The 20,982-nt window shown below is 55.5% G+C and carries 19 protein-coding genes and 1 tRNA gene; 11 read left to right on the top strand and 9 right to left on the bottom strand.

The genetic code is table 11. The features are described from left to right. Positions 1–67 precede the first annotated feature (67 nt). The 5 genes from ACGHP5_RS08515 to ACGHP5_RS08495 are packed head-to-tail and all read left to right on the top strand — an operon-like array spanning position 68 to position 4,776. Positions 68–466, top strand: coding sequence for a DUF6515 family protein (locus tag ACGHP5_RS08515; protein WP_276722597.1), 399 nt, complete (start codon positions 68–70; stop codon positions 464–466). A gap of 29 nt (positions 467–495) precedes the next feature. Beyond that, entirely contained in the window at positions 496–867 is a 372-nt protein-coding gene (locus tag ACGHP5_RS08510; protein ID WP_390566225.1) for a hypothetical protein, read from the top strand. Then, positions 864–1,757, top strand: coding sequence for an SMP-30/gluconolactonase/LRE family protein (locus tag ACGHP5_RS08505; RefSeq protein ID WP_390566223.1), 894 nt, complete (start codon positions 864–866; stop codon positions 1,755–1,757). The genes ACGHP5_RS08510 and ACGHP5_RS08505 overlap by 4 nt, the downstream gene beginning before the upstream one ends. Positions 1,758–1,794: 37 nt before the next feature. Then, positions 1,795–3,423 (top strand): SUMF1/EgtB/PvdO family nonheme iron enzyme, encoded by a 1,629-nt coding sequence (locus ACGHP5_RS08500; protein WP_390566221.1) that lies wholly within the window; start codon positions 1,795–1,797, stop codon positions 3,421–3,423. Positions 3,424–3,444: 21 nt separating this feature from the next. After that, a complete protein-coding gene (locus ACGHP5_RS08495; RefSeq protein WP_390566219.1) occupies positions 3,445–4,776 on the top strand; it encodes a formylglycine-generating enzyme family protein in 1,332 nt (443 codons plus the stop codon). A 504-nt stretch (positions 4,777–5,280) separates the two neighbouring features. On the opposite strand, the gene ACGHP5_RS08490 is transcribed toward ACGHP5_RS08495, so the two are convergent. Continuing rightward, positions 5,281–6,246 (bottom strand): hypothetical protein, encoded by a 966-nt coding sequence (locus ACGHP5_RS08490; RefSeq protein ID WP_390566217.1) that lies wholly within the window; start codon positions 6,244–6,246, stop codon positions 5,281–5,283. A gap of 705 nt (positions 6,247–6,951) precedes the next feature. On the opposite strand from ACGHP5_RS08490, the gene ACGHP5_RS08485 reads away from it, so the two are divergent. Together ACGHP5_RS08485 and ACGHP5_RS08480 are read left to right on the top strand one after the other, a co-directional pair. After that, on the top strand, positions 6,952–7,851 hold the full coding sequence (locus tag ACGHP5_RS08485) for a HEPN domain-containing protein (protein ID WP_390566216.1): 900 nt from the start codon (positions 6,952–6,954) through the stop codon (positions 7,849–7,851). Next, positions 7,838–8,677, top strand: coding sequence for a hypothetical protein (locus ACGHP5_RS08480; protein ID WP_390566214.1), 840 nt, complete (start codon positions 7,838–7,840; stop codon positions 8,675–8,677). Before ACGHP5_RS08485 ends, ACGHP5_RS08480 begins: the two co-directional genes overlap by 14 nt. Before the next feature lie 53 nt (positions 8,678–8,730). Here ACGHP5_RS08480 and ACGHP5_RS08475 read toward each other — a convergent pair whose 3' ends face one another. Together ACGHP5_RS08475 and ACGHP5_RS08470 are read right to left on the bottom strand one after the other, a co-directional pair. Next, positions 8,731–10,149 carry a relaxase/mobilization nuclease domain-containing protein gene (locus ACGHP5_RS08475; RefSeq protein ID WP_390566212.1) on the bottom strand — a complete coding sequence of 473 codons (1,419 nt, stop codon included), beginning with the start codon at positions 10,147–10,149 and terminating at the stop codon, positions 8,731–8,733. A 2-nt stretch (positions 10,150–10,151) separates the two neighbouring features. After that, a complete protein-coding gene (locus ACGHP5_RS08470; protein WP_390566210.1) occupies positions 10,152–10,508 on the bottom strand; it encodes a plasmid mobilization protein in 357 nt (118 codons plus the stop codon). A gap of 1,181 nt (positions 10,509–11,689) precedes the next feature. On the opposite strand from ACGHP5_RS08470, the gene ACGHP5_RS08465 reads away from it, so the two are divergent. Both ACGHP5_RS08465 and ACGHP5_RS08460 read left to right on the top strand, forming a co-directional pair. Next, the gene (locus ACGHP5_RS08465; protein WP_337756738.1) at positions 11,690–11,857 is read left to right on the top strand and encodes a helix-turn-helix domain-containing protein; all 168 of its coding nucleotides are present in this window, start codon (positions 11,690–11,692) and stop codon (positions 11,855–11,857) included. Position 11,858: 1 nt separating this feature from the next. Then, positions 11,859–12,164 (top strand): helix-turn-helix domain-containing protein, encoded by a 306-nt coding sequence (locus ACGHP5_RS08460; RefSeq protein ID WP_337756731.1) that lies wholly within the window; start codon positions 11,859–11,861, stop codon positions 12,162–12,164. Positions 12,165–12,243: 79 nt separating this feature from the next. On the opposite strand, the gene ACGHP5_RS08455 is transcribed toward ACGHP5_RS08460, so the two are convergent. The 4 genes from ACGHP5_RS08455 to ACGHP5_RS08440 form a co-directional block, all read right to left on the bottom strand. Next, positions 12,244–13,473 (bottom strand): site-specific integrase, encoded by a 1,230-nt coding sequence (locus tag ACGHP5_RS08455; protein WP_337756729.1) that lies wholly within the window; start codon positions 13,471–13,473, stop codon positions 12,244–12,246. 319 nt (positions 13,474–13,792) lie between these two features. Further along, positions 13,793–13,865: transfer RNA gene (locus ACGHP5_RS08450), tRNA-Gly, on the bottom strand. Positions 13,866–14,026: 161 nt separating this feature from the next. Then, on the bottom strand, positions 14,027–15,298 hold the full coding sequence (locus ACGHP5_RS08445; protein ID WP_337756717.1) for a pyridoxal phosphate-dependent aminotransferase family protein: 1,272 nt from the start codon (positions 15,296–15,298) through the stop codon (positions 14,027–14,029). 180 nt (positions 15,299–15,478) lie between these two features. Next, positions 15,479–16,633 carry a dicarboxylate/amino acid:cation symporter gene (locus tag ACGHP5_RS08440; RefSeq protein ID WP_290532619.1) on the bottom strand — a complete coding sequence of 385 codons (1,155 nt, stop codon included), beginning with the start codon at positions 16,631–16,633 and terminating at the stop codon, positions 15,479–15,481. A gap of 57 nt (positions 16,634–16,690) precedes the next feature. Here ACGHP5_RS08440 and ACGHP5_RS08435 point away from each other — a divergent pair, with 57 nt between their 5' ends. Both ACGHP5_RS08435 and ACGHP5_RS08430 read left to right on the top strand, forming a co-directional pair. Next, the gene (locus tag ACGHP5_RS08435; RefSeq protein WP_390566207.1) at positions 16,691–17,464 is read left to right on the top strand and encodes a radical SAM protein; all 774 of its coding nucleotides are present in this window, start codon (positions 16,691–16,693) and stop codon (positions 17,462–17,464) included. Positions 17,465–17,476: 12 nt separating this feature from the next. Beyond that, positions 17,477–18,238, top strand: a complete 762-nt coding sequence (locus ACGHP5_RS08430; protein ID WP_337657728.1) for a YaaA family protein — start codon at positions 17,477–17,479, stop codon at positions 18,236–18,238. 158 nt (positions 18,239–18,396) lie between these two features. Here ACGHP5_RS08430 and ACGHP5_RS08425 read toward each other — a convergent pair whose 3' ends face one another. Further along, complete coding sequence (locus ACGHP5_RS08425) at positions 18,397–18,921, bottom strand: lipocalin family protein (protein ID WP_390566205.1); 525 nt, start codon at positions 18,919–18,921, stop codon at positions 18,397–18,399. Positions 18,922–18,984: 63 nt separating this feature from the next. Beyond that, positions 18,985–20,865, bottom strand: a complete 1,881-nt coding sequence (gene dxs / locus ACGHP5_RS08420) for a 1-deoxy-D-xylulose-5-phosphate synthase (RefSeq protein ID WP_390566203.1) — start codon at positions 20,863–20,865, stop codon at positions 18,985–18,987. Between the last annotated feature and the right edge of the window lie 117 nt (positions 20,866–20,982).

Raw genomic sequence — 20,982 nt, 5'->3', positions numbered from 1 at the left:
GGCGGGCGTTTTTTCTGTCTCTCTACCGGCTATCTTCGTTTCAGCAAACCGAATAATTGTTGTAGCTATGAAAAAGATCGTGTTGGTTCTCGCGGCAATGATGTTTGCCGGAATCGGTCAGCAGGCCGAAGGCGCGGCCCGCCGTCCTCATACGGCGACCATTCGGGTCGGAGGTCCTCGGTGGCATATCGGCATGCGGTTTTTGAAGCGTCCGCACCGCTGCATCGCAATCCGTTTCAGAGACGTACCTTATTATTACGCAGCCGGAGTCTATTATCGGAAAGTCGGTAAGAAGTACGAAGTGGTCCTGCCCCAGATCGGGATGCAGGTTCCCGAACTGCCCGAGTACGGCGTGAAAACCATCGAGACTGACGACGGCATCCGTTTCGTTTACGACGGGGTGATTTACAAGGCCGTGCCGACGAAGAAAGGCGTGAAATACGAAGTCGTGGGATTCATGAAATAAGAACCGATAAAACCTAAAAACAACGTATTATGAAAAAAATCGTATTTGCAATGCTGGCCGTATTGGCCGCATGCCGGATCGCCGCGGCACAGCCCGCGCAGCAGGAAAAACGCATGACGCCGCAACAGCGCACCGAGCAGCGCATCGCTCGCATGGACGCCAAATTGAAACTGACCGACGAACAGAAGGAGCAGATCCGGTTGTTTTGCGCCGAGTTCAATGCCCGAAAGTTCACGCCCGAAGAGCGCAAGAAGGCATTGGCCGAGTTGAACGAAAAGATCGCCTCGGTCCTGACGGCCGAGCAGGAGACGATTTATCGCCAGATGCAGAAAGAGGCCGCCGCACGCCGGAAAACCGAAAAAGCGAAGGGGCAATCAGAAGTCAAAAAAGACCGGACATGAGCAAACACCTATTTTTCGCAACGATGATCCTGTGTCTTTCATGCGAAACGAACGGCGGCGAACGGCAGCAGCTTCAATCGTTCATGTTGCAGGAACCGGAACTTCTGGCAAGCGGATTCCGGTTTACGGAAGGGCCTGCATGGTGCGCGGACGGCTATTTGCTGTTCAGCGATCTCAACGACAATAAGATTTATAAGTGGACCGAGCGTGACGGCGTTACGACTTTTTTAAGCCCCAGTGAGAATTCGAACGGCATCTTCTATGACGGCACGCTGTTTTGGGTATGCCGTCACATGGCCAGAGACATTGCTGTACTGAACAAAGAGGGCGAGATCGCATCGGTTGTCGGCTCGTATGACGGGCTTAAACTGAACAGCCCGAACGATATTGCCGTAAGCAAACAAGGGACCGTATACTTCACCGATCCGGATTACGGTGTCGAACCGGAGGATCGGGAACTGGATTTCGAAGGGGTGTATTATGTCGTTAAGAATAGCGATGAAGCCATCCTTGCCGATGATTCCATGACGAAGCCCAACGGCGTGGCGCTTTCGCCCGACCACTCGAAACTCTATGTTTGCGAGAGCAGTTCCAATACGATCCATGTTTTCGACCTGACCTCGGCGGGAGCACCTGTGAACAAGCGGACGCTCTGCAAGATTTCCGGAGACGGAGAGGTCGACGGCATCGCCTGCCATAAGAGCGGCTGTCTTTTCATCGCTTTCTCTGCGGGAGGTGTAGTCGTACTTTCCCCGGAAGGAGCGCAAAAAGAACGCATTACATTCTCGGCAAAGGACCGGATTCGTAATCTGTGCTTCGGGGAAGACGATGGAAACGCCCTTTTCGTAGCGGCAAGCCAGTCATTGTACAGGGTACGTTTGACCTATTAAGGCATGATTCAAAAACAAAGATAAAATATACGGAAATATGAAAACCAGCACCTTATTCTGCTTTGCGGCACTGTTTGCCCTCGTATCGTGCTCGAAGGACAATACTTTTGAACAGGAGCAAGTTCCTGCCGGGAATAGCCTTACCGCAGCCATCGCCGACGGACTTCACGGAAGTTGGAGTAAAGGCGACGGGATAACATTGTTTCACGACGGACAAGCGGCCAGCGTTTCCACGCTGGCATCCGGCGGCACATCGGGGCTTTCCGGCTCCGTCGAAGGCACGTTCACCGACAGCAATCCCTTGTATGGCGTGTACCCCGCAGAGAACGCGGTATCTTCCGACCGTGAAAGCGTGACCGTAACCGTTCCCGCCGCACAAACGGCGGAAGGCGACGGCTACGATGCGAAGGCTGCCGTATCGGTGGCCCGCACGGTTTCCGAATCCCTGACTTTTCAGGCCATCGGCGGCGGCATAAAACTGAACTTTCAGATGTCGGGAGTAACGAAGATCGAGTTGGAAAGCGTCGACGGTTACACCCTGTCAGGCACGGCCACGATAAAGTGGAACGAACAGGGAAAGCCCGTAGTCGCTGAAACGAAAAACGCAGCCTCCATACTGGTTTTCAACGCTGCCGATAATGCTGCCGGCTTCACTCCGGGCAAGGACTATTACATCTCCACCCTGCCCTGCGACCTCTATGGCGGTTACCGGCTTTCCATCTACAAGGACGAACTTGTCGCTCACTATTTCGGCGTGCATCAGACGGTGGAACGGGCCGATTATATAACCCCAGCCGATTTGGCGGAGAGCGAACTGGAGTTCGACGACCCGGATGCACCGCTCGTGGAAGAGGAACGCCCGGAACTGGATGCCACCACAAGCGCCCTTTTGCGTCAGTATCAGAAAGATCCGACGGAAGAGAACAAACAGGCGTTGTTGGCCCAGATGGGACTCCGCTACGACAAAGTCGTGGCTCGCAAGAAAGCCAAGCTCCGCGAACTGGAGCGGGAGGCGAAAACCCCCGACCTCGTGGAAGAGATGCAAACCATCGTGGACGAGATGGTCGAGAATCGGGATATTCGGCTCGAACAGCAGTTCCTGCGGCTTATCGACCCTCGGAACGACGACGACCCGAACGACGCATGGATGGTGCTGCGCGGCGCTTCGGCTCCGAATGCCTACATCGGCTATGCACCTGTGACAAACGCCGAATATGCCGCATTCAAAGCGGATTTCGTTTATGATGCGGACAAAGAAAATTATCCGGTGGTGAACATCACGATCGCCGAAGCCACGGCTTACTGCGACTGGCTCACTGCCCAGGACAACGTGCACACCTATCGGCTTCCCACCGACGAAGAGTGGGTGCTGGGCGCAGGACACATGCCGAAGGATGTCGTCATGAACGCCGGACGTGTGGAATCCGGATTGACGGCGGTGGATGCTTACAGCCAGACGACCGGAGCCTGCGGAGGCATCGACTTTTGGGGCAACTGCTGGGAGTGGACCTTCTCGACGGACGCAAGCGGCTCGTATATTATCAAAGGAGGCAGTTGGGATTCCAGCCGGGATGACTGCCGCAGCGAAAAATCGGATGTCGTACGGAACGGTTCGCAGGGCTACGCCAATGTCGGTTTCCGGGTGGTAAGAACGGATTCTATATAATTCTTAAAACAATATTCAACCATGAAAAAGTTGTTTTTAGCAATGGCGCTCGCCATTGTGACGGGCACCGTAGTGTCCGCACAGGGAAATAGCAAAGAAAATACGATCGTGGTTCCGGCTGTCCAGACAGACAAAGACGGCGGATATGACGGCAGTTCCGCAACAAATTGCGGAATAAAGTTCAACACCCGTCTTTCGGGCGTAACGAAGGTGGAGCTGGAGAGCGTCGACGGCAATCCGCTGGCAGGTACGGCGCGTATGGACGAGGACGCCGATACGGTGGAAACGATAGAACACGCAAGTTCCGTTGTCACGTTCAGAGCCGCCGCCGAGTCGGGCTTCACGCCCGGCAAGGATTACTACATCTCCACCCTGCCTTGCGACCTCTACGGAGGCTACCGGCTTTCCATCTACCGCAACGGCCTTGTGGCTCACTATTTCGGCGTGCATCAGACCGTGGAGCCGGGAACGTTTATAAGTCCCGACGACTTGGTGGAGAGCGAATTGGAGTTCGACAAACCCGGTGCTCCGCTTGTCGAAGAGGGACGGCCCAAGATGGATTCCAAAACACACAACCTCTTCATTCAGTACCGGAGAAACCCGACAGAGGCTAACCGACAGGCGTTATTGGATCGGATGGGTATCCGCTACGACAAGGTGGTGGCGAGAAAGAAGAACAAGCTTCGTGAACTGGAGCGCGAGGCGAAAACATACAGCATCGTGGAACACATGCAGGGAATCGTGAACGAGATGGTACAGAACCGTGACATCAGAATACAACAGCAATTCCTGCGGTTCATCGACCCGCGGCGGGACGAGGACCCGAACGACGGCTGGATGGTGCTGCGCGGTGCATCGGCTCCGAATGCCTACATCGGCTATACGCCTGTCACCAATGCCGAATACGCCATGTTCAAGTCCGGATTTACTTACGATAAAGGGAAGGAGAACTATCCGGTCGTAAATATCTCGATCGACGAGGCCGAAGCCTATTGCGACTGGCTTACGGCACGGAACACCAAACACATCTACCGTCTGCCGAACGAAGAAGAGTGGGTTCTCGGTGCCGGACACATGCCCAAGGATGTCGCCATGAATTCCAATCATGTTGAATTAGGCTTGACCGCGGTGGACGCATACAGTCAATCGACAGGTGCCTGTGGGGGTATTGACTTTTGGGGCAACTGCTGGGAGTGGACCTCTTCTACCGATGCGAACGGACGGTATATCGTCAAAGGAGGCGCTTGGGATTCCAAACGCGACGATTGCCGCTCGGAGAAATCGGATGATGTGAGAATCGGGGCACAAGGCTACGCCAATGTCGGTTTCCGGGTGGTCAGGACCGATTTCTGACACCCCGTTCATCCCAAAAAGTGCAGTTCTTTTTTAGTATGAGCTGCACTTTATACTTAAATAAAGTTAATATAAGCACCCCGATTCGTCAAGAGAAATGTAAAATGGGCATTACAGCAAAGGATGCAGGCAGAGCGGGCAGCGTGTAAAATCGAAATCTATGTTGATTTATATTAATTTTACCGCATATTTGCGCTAACGAGTTCTTTTTTACGATACAGACTGCTGCAATGCAACGTAGAAGATCGGTTAACAGATCGTTAACCGCCACAAACAAAAAATCCTCACAACTCGCTAATTGGCTTATCGTAAGGATTTAATCGTCTGTTTTGGAGCGGAAAACGGAAACCGAACCTTGGGTTTCTTTCCGTTATGTATCAATATGTTACGGCGTTCTTTGGTTTTTTAGGTCACCGATAAGCAGCTCACCTTTTGCGCCTTGCTGCATTTCTATGCGTCAATACAAAGATACACAATATTTTAGACAAAAACAAATCTTTTATTCTATCTATTTTGGCGGAGTATTTTATCGTACCCGTCGAAATCCATCAGGTCGAACGCTTCCACCCGCTCCCCCGCTTCCCGCCGGGCGGCTATGATCTCCAACAGTTGCCGGAATTGCCGGAACCGCCTTATCGCGTCGGCCCCCGACGGGGTTGCCCGGCCTCCCGCCCACATATCATGCCTTACGGCATAGGCGTATGCGAACACCTTGAGCGAAAGATGATCGTGGCGCGGCGTTTCCCGCAGGCGGAATATCGCATCCGTATCGTCCGGGGTCGTCAGGTAATGATACCACCCCGGCGGTGGCTCGGACCGCCATTTGCGCACGAAGATCATCGGCAGGTGTTCCGCCCGGATCACGAAATTATTGCGCCGCAGGTAGGCGACGCTCTGCCGAATCTCTTGATAGGGATCGTAATAAGGGCCTCCGTATATTCGGTACTGCTTCCGGTCGGCCGGATAATGCAGGCTCGCATAGCCGGGATGGAGCAGTTCGTATTGCACGGGCAGCGGCACGGCCATATCCGTCAGCAGTTCGTGCAGCAGTCCGACCATCTGCGCCCCGGCATGGTGTTCTTGAAAAACAAGCAGGTCGCAACGCTCGATAAACAGCCGGAACAGCTCCGGAGGCGAAAAACGCTCCGCGCATTGTTCCATCACCTCCCGACGATCCGCCGCATCGATAATCGGGTTGCATTCGGCGGCTTTGCCGTGCGAAACGTTTTGCAGATATTCCCGCCATTGTCGGGCCGTCAGCACAACGGCGACCTCCAGCCCGGAGTGCTTCGCCCGTTGTTCCAAAAGGCAGGCCGCAACCGACCGCTCGGCTTTGCCCGTCAGGGCGATCAGCACCCGGACGCGCGACATGGATTTCAGATAGTATGCGGCGAGTTGTTCGAAATACTGCGCCGTGCGGAAACCGCGGCCGCAGCCGTACAAGATGCCGAGGGTAAAGGCAGGTTCCATAGTTTGTGGTTGTCGGATTAAAAAGCGGAGGCGGGACCGAAACAATCAAGTGACGCAACTTCACAGATTGAAGAATCCGTTTCGGCCGCCCGCATCCGCAAAATAAAAAGGACGGCCGGGCACGGGATTACTTGCGTGTTACTACCAGATTTCAGGGCCATGTCCGCCGTCCTTGTGAAGCCCCCGGCAGACACGGCAATGCCCGCCGACCAAGGGCCGACGAATGCCGAAAACGCCTCTTTCCGATTGATTTGCCGTGACATAATACCGGGGTTGAGTTGTGTGAGTGCGCCCCGGATGGAAATAAAAAAGGGGCGCATTTGCAGCCCCTAACAGCAGGTCATAGGAAACCCGAAATCGGCAGCTGTCCTGCGCCCTTGCCTGTCCCGCCCGGAATGGGCAGGACATAACAAGGACTGACAACCATTATACCAATTTCAAACCCTCCCGAAAGAGGTTCCTATGTTTGCTGTTAGGTATAAAGAGTTGTTTACCCTTTATATGTTATGTCCGTCGGCTATGCCGAATCGAGATAATTCCTTGAAGTTTGCATAGTAGTTGCTTGCCAGTTTGTTCCCGGACGGCTTCTGCCGCCCCTATACAACGAAACTGCTTCAAGGAATCGTGAAACAAATATACGAACAATTTCGAATCTAATACCAACGGGCCGTGTGTTTTTGGAAAAATCTTGCTAATTTTGTGGGTATGAAGAACTCCATCGACTTTCTGCCCGAACGCAAACAGCGGGATTTACGCGAATTGGCCGCACTGATCCGCGACGAGGTGAAAGATGTCGTTATGATTATCCTGTACGGGAGTTATGCGGCGAATACCTATGTCGAACGCGACGAACGGCGCGACTACGGCGTGCGGACAATCTACATGAGCGACTACGATCTGCTGGTCGTGACCAAGCGTCGGCTGGGTGAAAGGGAAAGCACGGTGGAATCACGCATAAGGGAGCGGTTTGCAGCCGGAAAGAACGACGAGAACCTGCCCCGACCCCAGATTATCAACGAAAGCATCTCCAAGCTGAACGACGCCCTGACGATGGGACGTTATTTCTACGTCGAGATCGTCGCAAAGGGAATCATGCTCTACGATTCGGGCGAATGTCAGTTAGCCACACCCGGAAAGTTGGATTATGCCGAGATTAAGAAGATGGCGGAAGAATATTATATAAGCAAATATACTCGCGCTACATATTTCTTTGATGACGCTATTACTAACATCCACAAAAACAGATTTGTCCAAGCATCTTTTTATCTTCACCAAGCTGCCGAGTATTTTCTAAAAGCTATCCCGTTGGTTTATATTCTTTACGGGTATAAAGAACACGACCTTGAATTTCTGATCGGGAAATGCAAACCCTATACATTGGAACTGGCAAAAGTATTCCCCTGCGACACGGACGAAGAAAAACGCCTGTTCGACCTGTTGCGCCGCGCCTATCTGGAAGCCCGCTACAACGACAAATTCGTTGTAACGAAAGCCGACATCGACGCCCTCGTCCCCAAGATCGAACTATTGCGCGACATCGTGGAAAAGGTCTGCAAAGAAAAACTAACTAATTATGACATTTTAATTAATTATGCAAAAAGTTAAAGCCAGAATAGCAACAACACATCTTGATAAACACGGGGATAAACTGTCATTAAGGATATTGGAAGATATGTGCAAGGCAACTAATGAAAGTATTATTCCAATGACCGTTGAACATGACCCCCGAATTATGCCCATTGGACGTTATTTTGCTGCTGAAATTGTAAGATTAGAAGACGGAGAATACGCATTAGATGCAATAGGAGAATATTTTTTTCGAGGCAATGAGAAGTTAACACAACTTAATAATAAATATGTTAATGTAGAGTTCTTTGATAAAGGACATAGAGGCATTTGTTACGATAGAAATTTTAAAAACAAGGAGGATCAAGAAAATATAAATAAATTAACAAACCTCTTACAATGCAATGAGCCTGCTTCGGAAGAAATAAAAAAAGCATTAGATCCTCTTTCCATCTTAAAAATTACAGGCTGTTTTATTTTGGGAGCTATTGCAACAGGTTTTTTAAACAAGATCGGATCAGATGCTTATGATACCCTTATTAAATTGTTAACCACATTAACAAAAAGGAAAAAAGAAGAGAAAGAAAAGTTGTTGGATTTTAATTTTACAGTATATGATTCTAACGATAAAAAAGTAGCAACTCAAATAATTCTTACAAATCCGTCAGAGGATGACATTAATAATATATTACAGTATGGTTTAAAAGAATTAGATAGAATTTTGCCATACTACTTCCATAATATTCACGAAGAATCACACAAAATTGTAAAATTAGTCTTTGAATACAAAAATGGAGAGTTTGAACTTAAATATGCTTTAAGTGATGATGGATTACCATTGAGAATAGAATGGAAAAAGAAGTAGTAAATCACATTATATATGGCTCTGATTTCCATTACTATCTAATAAAAAACAAGTTATAGATGCCGTCCTCTTTTCTTCGACGGTACTGTAATCACCTGCGGCCTCGGTTTCTGTTGCTGTTCCGATTTGACCTGTGGCTTTATGTCGGGCTTCACCTCTTGCGGCTGTTGCACAGATAATACGCACTCGGACAGCATATCTTTCTGTCCGGGCTTTGCTTCCACCCCGAACCGGGATCGGTAAACCGTTCCGTCCTGCTTTCGGAACGCCTTAATCAACCCCTGCTCGGAATACAACTGTTTCTGTTCCTGCACCGTCAGCCGACAGCCTTTTATCGCTGTAACCAATTCACGGGTAAAGGCTTCATCCCTGCGGCGCAAGGCGATAAGGGTGTGTTGCACCCCTCCTGCATTGTCGAACCAGTATTCGCGCAGCATATTTGCATCGCTGCGGCGAACGATTATCCGCAGCATCCGGTTCTCCTGCAACTGCCGCCATTGCTCCTGCGTAAAGCGCGTACCGCCGATTTCAACCTGCTGCGGCGCGGAGGGTTGCGGTTCGGCTGAAGCCGGTTGTGTCTGCCGTGACTGTTGCAGGCGGGGTGTTTCTTCCCGTTTGACCTGCGGCGGTTGCGGCCTTTCTTCTTTCCGCGGCTTCGGCGTTGTGTTGCGTTCCTGCTCCCGCCGTCTTTGCCGTATGTATTTGATCTCCTCGTCGGCTGCTTCCCGTGCTAACGTCTCGACCCGTTCGCGGATCGTCTTCGACAATCCGGCATAGCTGAATTTGCGGTCTACCTGCGAGCCTTTGAATGTCAGTCCGTCTTTGGTAAAGGTTACGCCCTGAACCGCTTTCTTCGGGTCGTTACCCCGGTGGATGAACTGCATGCCGATCCCCTGCCGTTTCAGTTTGGCAGACAGGTCGGCGATCCGGTCGCATTTGGGCAGGGTGCGGGTTATGGCGTCGAACACCTCCTGCCGCACCTTGTCCGCTCCGTGGAGCCGTTCAGTCTTTATGTCTTGCTTGCCGTTGGAGAATGTCAGCCCGTATCGGCGTTTAAGCTGTTTGCAGACTTTGACGTTCCGGCGGCGTTCGTTCTTATCCGCCACAAGCGTCCGGTCGTATTTCACCCGGTTGTAGATAATATGCAGGTGGGGATGTTTCGTGTCGTTGTGCCGGGCAACGATATACTGCGTGTCGGCAATTCCCATGCGCTCCATGTAGGCCGTCGCCAGTTCCCGCATCCGCCCGTCGGTCAGCTTCGGCGCATCGTCCTTATGAAACGACAGCGAAATATGCCCGACGACTTTTGCGATCTCCCGGCGGGCCTTGCGCTGGAAATTGAAGTCGTCGATAATGGCGCGGATGCTTTCGGTATCTACCCCGTCGCTCTCCAGCAGGCGGGCTTTCTCTTTCATGAGGACATACTCGACGGCTCCGCCGAACGATTTGCCCGTTACGATTTTTCCTATCATTGCTACTCTCTTTTCAGTTTGGCAATCATCCGATTGTAAAACCGGATGATCCGGATCAATTCTGCTTCCCGCGTTGCGGCTCCTGCGGCATTCTGGGCTTTGGCAAGCTGGTTCAGGTTGTTCTTCTCGCGGGTCAGCTCGGCGATTAGGCCCAGTTCTTCGGGGCTGGCCGGGGCAATGACCTTTCCGGCAAGCACCATTTGCCGGGCGTATTCCGACAGGGTCAGCCTGCTTTTCGCTGCGCTTTGTTGCAGGGTCTGCATCTGGGCGGCCGTTACGCGGAAACGGACGGTTTCGGAGTGCTTTGCGGCGGCGGTTTTGGGCGGTCTGCCGCCCTTGTTCTTTCGGTTCTCGGCCATGTGCGAACCCGTGTTAGTTCAGCGCATGGCCGCACGTCCGACCGCTGCCGGATGACCGAGTAAAACGAGTGGAGCAGGCGCGGTCGTAAACCCGCGTCGCAGACGCCCTGAATCCCAAGCCCGCGGCGACGGCAGGGAGCGGCGGGCGTTTCGGAATGCGACCCGACCCGGGAGCAGTCCGAATGGGATAGCCTCGCAGAGCAAGGTTGTTTGAAGTGGTTGCAAAAACTGCCAACGGCAGATTTTTGTGGCACGAAAACACAACCTTGCTTCTTCTGTTTTCGGGAGCGGTCGATGCCGGGGCCGAAGCCCCGGACACGGCCCGCCGAAACTGGCCCGCAAGACCCGCCGGATATAGTCGGCGGAGGCTTAGGACGGCAAAGGCGGGACGTATCGCATCGACGCTCACGCAAAGGCGCAGGCGGACAGATCGGGGAAGTCAGTGCCCGGAAAGGCTGGAGATTGGAAAACTACAAACAGGGCGGGCGGCTCTTCACGACGGACGGAAGATCGCCGGGGTGGAATGGATGGTTCGGGTAGTCATAAATATGTCGGATTTTAAGGTTTGCGGCGAAGATAATATACAATTTGCCAATCTGTTACACGCCTGATATTATTGCGTCCTGCTGCGCGGAACTGCTCCGCAGTACGGACAAAACGTCCGGATGTCTGATTTTTGCGCCAATACTCCGAAACTGCGGCTGATTTTGTCCGGTTTTCGGGGTCAATTAGCACCGTTCATAACCGTTCACTACCCGGATAGCACCAAGTCGGGCCGCTGCCCTTATCTTGCCGCCAAGTTTGCAGGAACACCGAGGAGAGAGGCCGGGAGTTATGCTACGGAATCCGCCCGATTCTTGGGGCCAATTAGGGCGATTGAGGGCGATCGGGGGACCAGCCAGTACCAAATCGGTCGACACACCTTATCTTGCCGTCGGATTTGCAGGAGCATCGAAGGCGGACGGTCTGGGCGGCATGGAGCGGCCATGGTTCCGGAAACCTTCGATTCGGTATTACCTTGCAAATGAAATTTATTATTAACCTATTTAATTCAAATTTTTATGACAAGTATTTGTATGGACGAGCGCGTATGAAGAGTGCTCACGGAACGGCTGGAAGCATTGGCCGCTCAATCACAACGAACAAGAATGCGGTACAATCCGCCGTCGCCTGACGGCTGACTGGACGGGCCGGAAGTCTGTCAGTTATTACGGATTTCCAAGCGCACGTTGCAAAGTTATCGCGACAGGCGGGTGTTACCTTATTCGAATGTCGGCGGTAAGTTCTTCTATCGGGAACCTGACGTAATAGGATTCCTGCGGGAGCGGACAATCAGAAAGGACGTGTAGCATGGAATCGGACTATTTAACGATGGAGAGCGAGGAAGTCCGGGAGTTGCTCGCTATGATCGACCGGGCCGAAGAAACCCTGCAACTGGCTGCTGCGAACTATCAGCCATTAATAGGCTCGGAACGCTATCTTACTGGGGAGGAAGTTTGCGAATATCTGCACATCTCTCCCCGAACCTTGCAAACGCTCCGCGATACGCGGCAGATACCGTTTGTCGCAATAAGCGAGCGCAACATCCTCTATCCCGAATCGGCGATCCGGGAAACGCTGACAAAGAATTACAAACCAACCTACCACCCGCAATAGGTCGGGCTATGTAAACGAAAGGCGGGGCGCATCAGGGATCATTCCAAATCCTGTGCGCCCTGCCTTTCGTTGTAGGCTATCATGCCGGATTAGCGAAGATACTGCCGATCTTCTGCATCTCCCGGCCGATCAAGCCCTCCGAGAATTTCGCGTAATGCCGGGTCATATTCGTATTGGTATGCCCTAAAATCTTTGCCAGCACATCTATCGGCATTCCGTACTCCACGGCAAGGCAGGCAAACGTATGCCGGGCGACATGCGTCGTCAGCGTCTTGTCGATATTGCAGATGCCCACCAGTTCTTTCAGATAGGCGTTCATTTTGCTGTTGCTCGGTACGGGCAGCATCTTTCCGCGCTGTCGGCAATTCGGGTCGTGCTCGTACTTTCGCAGAAGTTTCACCGGATGCGGCAACAAGGGGATGCGGCTCATTACGGCGGTTTTCTCGCGGGGCTTGTGAATCCACAACTGCCCGCTATCATCCGCGCTGATATGTTCCGGGCGCAGGTGGTCGGCATCCGTAAAGGCAAGTCCCGTCAGGCAGCAGAACGCGAACACGTCCCGAATGCGTTCTATCCGCTCGTTCGGCATAGGTTTGGTTATCAAAACATCCAATTCCGCTTTGGTCAAGTGGTCTTTCGACTTGTTGTGTTCGGGCTTTAGCTTGTAGTACTGAAACGGATTCTTTTCGATCCACTCGTTGCGGATAGCGTACAGCATAAAGTTCTTCAAACAGCACAACAGATTGACCGCACCGTTAGTCTTGCAGTTATGGGCCGTCTGGATAAAGGTGTTCAGTCCGTCGAGGTACTCGTAATTAACCATACCCAGCGGAATATCTTCCTTTTTGTATTGCGCCTGCATATACTCTTTCAGGTAGCGAAGCAGGCGGTGATACTTGTTCGCCGTGAGTTGGGTGATCCGTGTTCCGACCTCTTTCTGCCGTTTGTCACAATATTTCCCGAACTCAGCAAGAAACAGACGCGCATTGCCCGCGGGGTTTTCAAGCCGGTGTTTGATAGCAAAGCACGTCGGCTCTTTGCCCTCCTTGATTAACTGGTCATAGGCCGCGAGGACATTGGCCCGGTAGCTGGCGACGATGCTATTGATCTGTTGGTCTATCTCATCCTTGTAGAGTGACCGTTCAAGCCGTTGATTCCAACGCTCCGGTTCGATTTGGCATCGCGTGTAAATCTCCGTAGCCGTGCCGCAGGTCTTGATGCGCACATAGATCGGGGCCTTGCCCTTTTTCGTTACTTTGGTTTTCTTGCAGAAGAAAACCACGCTGAAAGTTCGCCGAGCCGAGGGCATAGCCGAACTTGTTCGAGCTATGCCGAGGCGAGAATGAACTTCAACTTTGTTGAAAGTCTTCTTTCCATACTGCTGTAAATAGTTTGTTAGTAATACGTTTACAGCATAGAATTGTTGCGAGGCAAAAAGCTGATAATTAATGCAATAACTTACATTAGTGACCTATTTCGGGTCCGAGCGAAACAGGTCACCGATAAGGTCGTAAAAAACTGCATTCCGTTGCTTTTTTCGGCTTCATCCTAAAAACGAAAAAACCTTACATATCATTGATACATAAGGTTTTCTGCTTCTTGTTGCACCTTCTTTCAAAGGCCCCGTGAGCGGAAAACGGGACTCGGACCCGCGACCTCAACCTTGGCAAGGTTGCGCTCTACCAACTGAGCTATTTCCGCAAAATCTATCTTCCCTGCCGCGGAAAACCGTCGTTTCCTGCGCTTCGGGACTGCAAATATAAAATGAAAAATTTATTCTGCAAAATTTTTCGGCGACTTTTGTTGAAAACAAAATGTCCCCGGCCGCAAAGCCGGGGACATCCGTATCTGAAAACCGTTTTTTAGCGGATCATGAAGCCCTCGTCGGCACGTGCCGGAATGGGCATCGAAGCGTATACGCCGGTTTCGAGTTTCTCGCGAACTGCCTTGAAAGCCTCGATCGTAACCTTCACATCCTCCAGCGTATGTACCGCCGTCGGGATGATGCGAAGGATGATCTCGCCCTTCGGAATCACGGGGTAAACCACCATCGAGCAGAAAATACCGTGGTTCTCGCGCAGGTCCACGACCAGATTCGTGGCCTCGGGAATGCCGCCTTTCAGGAAGACGGGAGTCACAGGCGAATTGGTCACGCCGATCTCGAAGCCGTTCTCTTTCAGGCTGCTCTGGAGCATGCGGACGATCTCCCAGAGTTTTTCCTGGTATTCGGGATGGTTGCGGATCAGTTCCAGACGCTTCAGCGCACCGACCACCATCGGCATCGGGAGCGACTTGGCATAGAGCTGCGAACGCATGTTGTAACGCAGCAGGTTGATCAGCCAGCGGGGACCGCACACGAATGCGCCGATACCGGCCATCGACTTGGCGAAGGTGTTGAAAAGCACGTCCACACCGTCCACGACGCCGAAATGCGACGCCGTACCGCGGCCGCCCTCACCCATCGTACCGAAGCCGTGGGCGTCGTCGACCAGCAGACGGAACTGGAAATCCTTCTTCAGCGCCACGATCTCGTCGAGCTTGCCCAGGTCGCCCTTCATGCCGAATACGCCCTCGGTGATCACCAGCACGCCGCCGTTCTGCTCCTCGGCCAGGTCCGTAGCGTGCTGCAACTGCAGGCGCAGCGAATCCATATCGTTGTGGCCGAAGACGAAACGCTTGCCCTTGTGCAGGCGCAGTCCGTCGATGATGCAGGCGTGCGCCTCGGCATCGTAGACGACCACGTCGCGGGGAGTCAGCAGGCAGTCGATGATCGAGATCATGCCCTGGTAACCGAAATTGAGCAGGAAGGCGTCCTCTTTGCCGACAAATGCGGCCAGTTCACGCTCCAGACGCTCGTGGTAAACGGTCTGTCCGCTCATCATGCGGGCACCCATCGGGGCCGCCATGCCGAACTGCGCAGCACCCTCGGCGTCGGCCTTGCGCACCTCGGGATGGTTGGCCAGTCCGAGGTAGTTGTTCAGGCTCCAGTTGAGCATCTTCTTGCCCCGGAAAACCATGTGGGGGCCGATGTCGCCTTCGAGTTTGGGGAAGGCGTAATAACCGTGGGCGTACGACATGTACTGACCGATCGGTCCGCCCGCATTTTTCTCGAGGCGTGCAAAAATATCAACCATATTTGTCTTGTAATTATGAGTTTGTGTCTCTTTTTTCCGTTTTGGACGCACAAAAGTATAAATAAACCGGAATTAGCATTCAAAAGTAGCCGTTTTTTATTCCACAAGGATACGCATTTATACTTATTTCGGTTCTAAATAAGGAAAAGGACCGCCGAAGGCGGGCCGGGAACGGATTTTTCAGCGCCGCCGGTCGATCGCATCGACGATCACCGCCACGGCGCCGTCGCCCGTCACGTTGGTCGCCGTGCCGAAACTGTCCATGGCGATGTAGGTGGCGATCATCAGCCCCGCGAGGGTCTCGTCGAATCCCAGCATCGATTCCAACAGCCCCAGCGCCGCCATGATGGCCCCGCCCGGCACGCCCGGCGCCGCCACCATCGTTACGGCCAGCAGCAGGATGAACCCCGCGAAGGTCGACGCCGGAATGTCCAGCCCGGCGATCATCGACACGGCCAGCGCACAGGCCGTGATCTTCATCATCGAGCCCGAGAGGTGGATCGTGGCGCACAGCGGCACGACGAACGAAGCCAGTTCGGGGCGCACGCCGAGTTTGACGGTCTGGGCCAGAGTCACGGGGATCGTCGCGGCGGACGACTGCGTGCCGAGAGCCGTGACATAGGCCGTCAGCATCGTGCGGAGCATCTTCAGCGGATTTTTACGCGCCACAAGCCCCGCGACGGAGAACTGCACGAGGAGCAGCACGACCGTCATGCAGAAGATCACCGCGATCAGTTTCACGAAGACGCCCAACACCCCGGCCACCTGCCCCGACTGGGCCATCGAGAGGAATATGCCGAAAATGTAGAAGGGCAGCAGCGGGATGATGACGCGCAGGATCACCAGCTCGATAATCCGTTTGAAATCGTCCATCGCCCCCTTGAGCGTCTCCGAGCGGATATAGGCCATGCCCAGCCCCAGCACGAAAGCGAGGACCAGCGCCGACATCACACCCATCACGGGCGGCATCTCGACCGTGAAATAGGGTGCAAGGGCCGCCCCCTCCTCGGGCAGCACGGCCGCGGAACCTTCGAGCAGCGCCGGAAAGACGAGCCGGCCCGTCAGATAGGTCCCGAACCCCGAAAAGAGCGTGAAGGCATAGGCCAGCGCGGCTGTCAGGGCCAGCAGGCGCCCGGCGTTCCGGCCCAGGTCGGCGATGCCCGGAGCCACCAGCCCGAGGATCAGCAGCGGAATGGCGAATCCCAGGAACTGTCCGAAAATCGCATTGAAAGTCAGCGCGATGCGCGTCGCCCAGCCGGGCAAGAAGAATCCGCAGGCGACGCCCAGCGCAATGGCCAGTACGACGCGCGGCAAAAGTCCGAATTTGAATTTCATCCGAGAATGGTTTTTGTAAATATAGCAAAACATTTTCGTTTTACTTATCTTTGCTCCATGACATCGCTATTCCACGACATTATTTTCGGCCCGGTGCATTCGCGGCGGCTGGGCCTTTCGCTGGGAGTCAACCTCCTCCCGCTCTCCTCGAAGCTCTGCTCGTTCGACTGCATCTACTGCGAATGCGGCTGGAATGCCGAACACCCGGGCGGACGCCGCTTCAACGCCCGAGAGGACGTGCGCACGCAGCTCGAAGCCACCCTGCGGCGCATGGTGGCCGACGGAACCCCGCCCGACGTGATCACCTTCGCCGGCAACGGCGAGCCGACCATGCACCCCGAGTTCGAAGCCGTCATCGGCGACACGATCGCCCTGCGCGACGCGCTGTGCCCCGCGGCAAAGGTCTCGGTGCTCTCCAACGCCACGCAGATCCACCGCGACAGCGTTCGCCGCGCCCTGCTGCGCGTGGACAACAACATCCTCAAACTCGACTCGGCATTCGACGCGACGGTGCGGCGGATGAACAACCCGCAGAACGCGTCCTATTCGGTGCGGAGCATCGTCGAAGCGATGAAACGCTTCGACGGCCGCATGATCCTGCAAACGATGTTCCTGCGCGGGGAGTGCGGCGGGCAGCCCGTCGACAACACCACCGAAGAGGAGGTCTCGGCCTGGCTCCGGCTCGTCGCCGAAATCCGCCCGCGGCAGGTGATGGTCTACTCGCTCGACCGCGACACCCCCTGCCCGACGCTCGAAAAGGTCACCAAAGAGGAACTGCAGGCCGTCGCCGAGCGCGTCGAAGCGCTCGGCGTCCCCTGCTCCGTAGCCTAACGCCCGGACGCCATGCAAATACTCCTCTCCTGCGCCAAAACGATGTCGGAGCGCAGTTCCGTCCCGACGCCCCGCACGACCCGGCCCGCCTACCGCAACGAGGCCGCCCGACTGGCCGCCGAACTGGCGACGCTCCCGACCGACGAACTGGCCCGGCTCCTGGGCGTTAACCGCCGTATCGCCGCCGAAAACCGTCTGCGCTACGGCCGCTTCCACGGTGACGACGATGCGGCGCTTCCGGCCATCGCGGCCTATACGGGAATCGTTTTCAAGCGCATCGACGCGGCGAGTTTCACCGACGCCGATTTCGAATACGCCCAGCGGCACCTCAACATCACCTCGTTCCTCTACGGACTGCTCCGCCCGCTGGACGCCATCCGCACCTACCGGCTCGAAGGCGACGCCGTACTGCCCGGACACGGCGACGAAACGATGTTTTCCTATTGGCAAAGCCGGCTGACCGACGACCTGCTCGGCCGGATTCACGCCGACGACGGCATCCTGGTCAACCTGGCGAGCGGAGAGATGAAACGGCTGTTCGACTGGAAACGCGTCTGCCGCGAGGCGCGGGTCATCACGCCCGAATTCCGCGTCCGCGAGGGCGACCGGCTGAAAACCATCGTGGTCTATACCAAAATGTGCCGCGGAGAGATGACGCGCCATATCCTGAAAAACCGCATCGCCGATCCCGCGGCGCTCCGGGCGTTCGAATGGGAAGGCTTCCGCCTGGACCCGGTCCTCTCGAAAGGCGACGACTGGGTATTTACCATGTAATGTATCAGGCCGGAACCGAGAAACGACGGACCGGAAAAGCGCGAGCGGAGGGGGCAGGGCGCGTGCGCCCCCGCGAATAGCCGCCCGGAGCCAGCGTTAGCCGGTTCATTGCAGGCGAAGACCGCGATTGACTGCCGACCGAAAGGCGGCGGAATCCCCTACCCCTGGTCCACGAACAACAGCTTTCCGGTACGGTACCCCCGCGCTTCGGCCAGCCGCAGGATGTGGTTGAGCGTGCGGCTCGGCAGACGGGGCGTGCGCGAGAGAATCCAGAGGTATTTCGACGAACTGCTGCCCACCAGCGCCCAGTCGTAATCGGGACCGAGTTCCAGCACGTTGTAATCCGAATAGAAAAACCAGAAAAACGAGACCCGCAAACGCCCCGGCATCGCCGTGGCATGGGCCTTGCCGCGCGCCCGTTTGCGGCGGTCCGAACGGTAGTCGACACCGCTGTTCTCGACGGCGACCCGGCCGTCGGGCCGCAATTCGTAGTGGGCCTGCACACCCGCCAGCCGCCGTTCGAACGAATGGTCGTAGCGGGCGATCTCATACCATGTTCCCATATAGCGCCGCAGGTCGAACACGGCGACAGGCATACGGTCGATGCGGTCCGAAGCCGCCGCGACAGCCACCGCACCCAGAATCAGCAGGGCGGCAACAAGCAATAGAATGACGATTTTCACTTCCCGGTCGTTTTGGGAAGCCATCACGCAGAATTTGTGCCGGAAAAGTGCGTTGCGGAAAATTTACGCGCGGGTATCGAGCAGGGCGCGCAGAATACCCTCCTCGTCGTAGCCGCAAAGAGCGTACAGCTGCCCGGGCGTGCCGTGCTCTACCCACTCGTCGCCGATGCCGAGCCGGTGCACCCGCACGTCGTAGCCGCGGTCGTTGAAGAACGCCGCGACCGCTTCGCCGACACCTCCGCGCAGCGCACCGTCCTCGACCGTGACCACACGGCGGAACTTACGTCCCACCTCGTCCAGCAACGCTTCATCCAGCGGTTTCACGAAACGCAGGTCGTAATGGGCGGCGTTCACGCCTTCCGCGGCGGCGCGTTCGGCAGCCCGCGCGGCGGCGTTGCCGACGGTCCCGACACTCACCAGCGCCACATCGTCGCCTTCGCGCAGGCGGCGGCCCCGTCCGACGGGCAGCGCCTCGAACTTCTCGCCGCGCCACGGCAGACCCTCGCCGTGCCCCCGCGGGTAGCGGATCATGAAGGGATGGCCCGATCCCAGGGCCGTATACATCATGTTGCGCAGTTCGGGTTCATTCATCGGCGCGGCGATCGTCAGCCCCGGCACGGCACCGAAAGCGGCCATGTCGAAGACCCCGTGGTGCGTCACCCCGTCCTCGCCCACCAGACCGCCCCTGTCGAGACACATCACCACCGGAAGGTCTTGGATCGCAACGTCGTGAATCACATTGTCGTAGGCCCGCTGCATGAAGGTCGAATAGATGTTGCAGAAGGGGACCATGCCCGCCGCGGCCAGTCCTGCCGAGAAGGTTACGGCATGCCCTTCGGCGATGCCCACGTCGAAACAGCGGCCGGGCATCTCGCGCAGCAGGATGTTCATCGAACAGCCCGACGGCATGGCGGGCGTGACGCCCACGACGCGCTCGTCGCGGCGGGCCAGCTCCAGCAGGGTTTCGCCGAATACGTCCTGATAACGCGCCGCGCCGCCCGGAGCCGAAATCCGCTCGCCCGTGTCGGGGTTGAAACGCCCCGGAGCGTGCCAGGCGGGCTGGTCGTGCTCGGCCGGAAGGTAACCCTTGCCCTTTACCGTCATCACGTGCAGCAGTTTAGGCCCCTCGATGTCGCGCAGCGCCCGAAGTGTCCGCACCAACTCCTTGAGGTTGTGGCCGTCCACCGGGCCGAAATAGCGGAAATTGAGGCTTTCGAACAGGTTGCTCTTGTTCAGCAGCCCCTGCTTCACGGCGTTGCCCGCCTTCTGGCAGAGCCGCAGCAGCCGCGGCGTATGCGACATCAGCCCCCACAACCGTTGTTTGAAACGGTTGTAGTGCACCGAGGTCGAAATTTTCAGCAGGTAGTTTTTCAGCGCCCCCGTGGCCTGGTCGATGGCCATGTTGTTGTCGTTGAGAATCACCAGCAGGTTGGTGCGCTTCGAGGCTCCAGCGTTGTTCAGCCCCTCGAAGGCGAGGCCTCCGGTCATCGAGCCGTCGCCGATAACGGCCACGACCTGCCGCTTCTCGCCCCGCAGTTCGGCCGCCTTGGCCATGCCGAACGCCGCGGAGATCGACACCGAAGCGTGCCCGCCCCCGAAGGCGTCGTATTCGCTCTCGGACATGCGCGGGAAACCGCTGATGCCCCCCAGCCGCCGTTTGGTCCGGAAGGCCTCGCGGCGCCCCGTGATGATCTTGTGGGCGTAGGTCTGGTGGCCGACGTCCCAGACGATCTTGTCCTCCGGGGTGTCGAAAACGTAATGCAGGGCCGCGGCCAGCTCCACGGCCCCGAGGCTCGAAGCCAGGTGGCCCGGATTGACCGCACATTCGTCGATGATGTAACGCCTCAACTCGTCGCAGTAGGCGGACAGCTCCTCCGGCGGGAGTTTTTTCAACTCCCGCGGTGAGGAAATCGTATCGAGCAGTTTATATTCTTCCGACGCCATAAGGATTGCAAAGATAGAAAAAAGAACGGACGACTCCAAAACCGAATCGCGCGCGGCCCGGCAGAACGTTCCGACCGGTAAAAGTGCCGTCACGACACCAAAGATAAGGAATATATA

Source organism: Alistipes sp. i18-0019-D1 (assembly GCF_042852885.1).
Lineage (GTDB): Bacteria > Bacteroidota > Bacteroidia > Bacteroidales > Rikenellaceae > Alistipes.
Note: the sequence above shows the minus strand (reverse complement) of the source record. Positions and strands in the feature narration are given on the sequence as shown.

What these genes read in the sequence shown, in the direction of transcription:
- ACGHP5_RS08515 (WP_276722597.1), top strand. Translation starts at nt 68, where the DNA reads ATGAAAAAGATCGTGTTGGTTCTCGCGGCAATGATGTTTGCCGGAATC.
- ACGHP5_RS08510 (WP_390566225.1), top strand. Translation starts at nt 496, where the DNA reads ATGAAAAAAATCGTATTTGCAATGCTGGCCGTATTGGCCGCATGCCGG.
- ACGHP5_RS08505 (WP_390566223.1), top strand. Translation starts at nt 864, where the DNA reads ATGAGCAAACACCTATTTTTCGCAACGATGATCCTGTGTCTTTCATGC.
- ACGHP5_RS08500 (WP_390566221.1), top strand. Translation starts at nt 1,795, where the DNA reads ATGAAAACCAGCACCTTATTCTGCTTTGCGGCACTGTTTGCCCTCGTA.
- ACGHP5_RS08495 (WP_390566219.1), top strand. Translation starts at nt 3,445, where the DNA reads ATGAAAAAGTTGTTTTTAGCAATGGCGCTCGCCATTGTGACGGGCACC.
- ACGHP5_RS08490 (WP_390566217.1), bottom strand. Translation starts at nt 6,246, where the DNA reads ATGGAACCTGCCTTTACCCTCGGCATCTTGTACGGCTGCGGCCGCGGT.
- ACGHP5_RS08485 (WP_390566216.1), top strand. Translation starts at nt 6,952, where the DNA reads ATGAAGAACTCCATCGACTTTCTGCCCGAACGCAAACAGCGGGATTTA.
- ACGHP5_RS08480 (WP_390566214.1), top strand. Translation starts at nt 7,838, where the DNA reads ATGCAAAAAGTTAAAGCCAGAATAGCAACAACACATCTTGATAAACAC.
- ACGHP5_RS08475 (WP_390566212.1), bottom strand. Translation starts at nt 10,149, where the DNA reads ATGATAGGAAAAATCGTAACGGGCAAATCGTTCGGCGGAGCCGTCGAG.
- ACGHP5_RS08470 (WP_390566210.1), bottom strand. Translation starts at nt 10,508, where the DNA reads ATGGCCGAGAACCGAAAGAACAAGGGCGGCAGACCGCCCAAAACCGCC.
- ACGHP5_RS08460 (WP_337756731.1), top strand. Translation starts at nt 11,859, where the DNA reads ATGGAATCGGACTATTTAACGATGGAGAGCGAGGAAGTCCGGGAGTTG.
- ACGHP5_RS08455 (WP_337756729.1), bottom strand. Translation starts at nt 13,473, where the DNA reads ATGCCCTCGGCTCGGCGAACTTTCAGCGTGGTTTTCTTCTGCAAGAAA.
- ACGHP5_RS08445 (WP_337756717.1), bottom strand. Translation starts at nt 15,298, where the DNA reads ATGGTTGATATTTTTGCACGCCTCGAGAAAAATGCGGGCGGACCGATC.
- ACGHP5_RS08440 (WP_290532619.1), bottom strand. Translation starts at nt 16,633, where the DNA reads ATGAAATTCAAATTCGGACTTTTGCCGCGCGTCGTACTGGCCATTGCG.
- ACGHP5_RS08435 (WP_390566207.1), top strand. Translation starts at nt 16,691, where the DNA reads ATGACATCGCTATTCCACGACATTATTTTCGGCCCGGTGCATTCGCGG.
- ACGHP5_RS08430 (WP_337657728.1), top strand. Translation starts at nt 17,477, where the DNA reads ATGCAAATACTCCTCTCCTGCGCCAAAACGATGTCGGAGCGCAGTTCC.
- dxs (WP_390566203.1), bottom strand. Translation starts at nt 20,865, where the DNA reads ATGGCGTCGGAAGAATATAAACTGCTCGATACGATTTCCTCACCGCGG.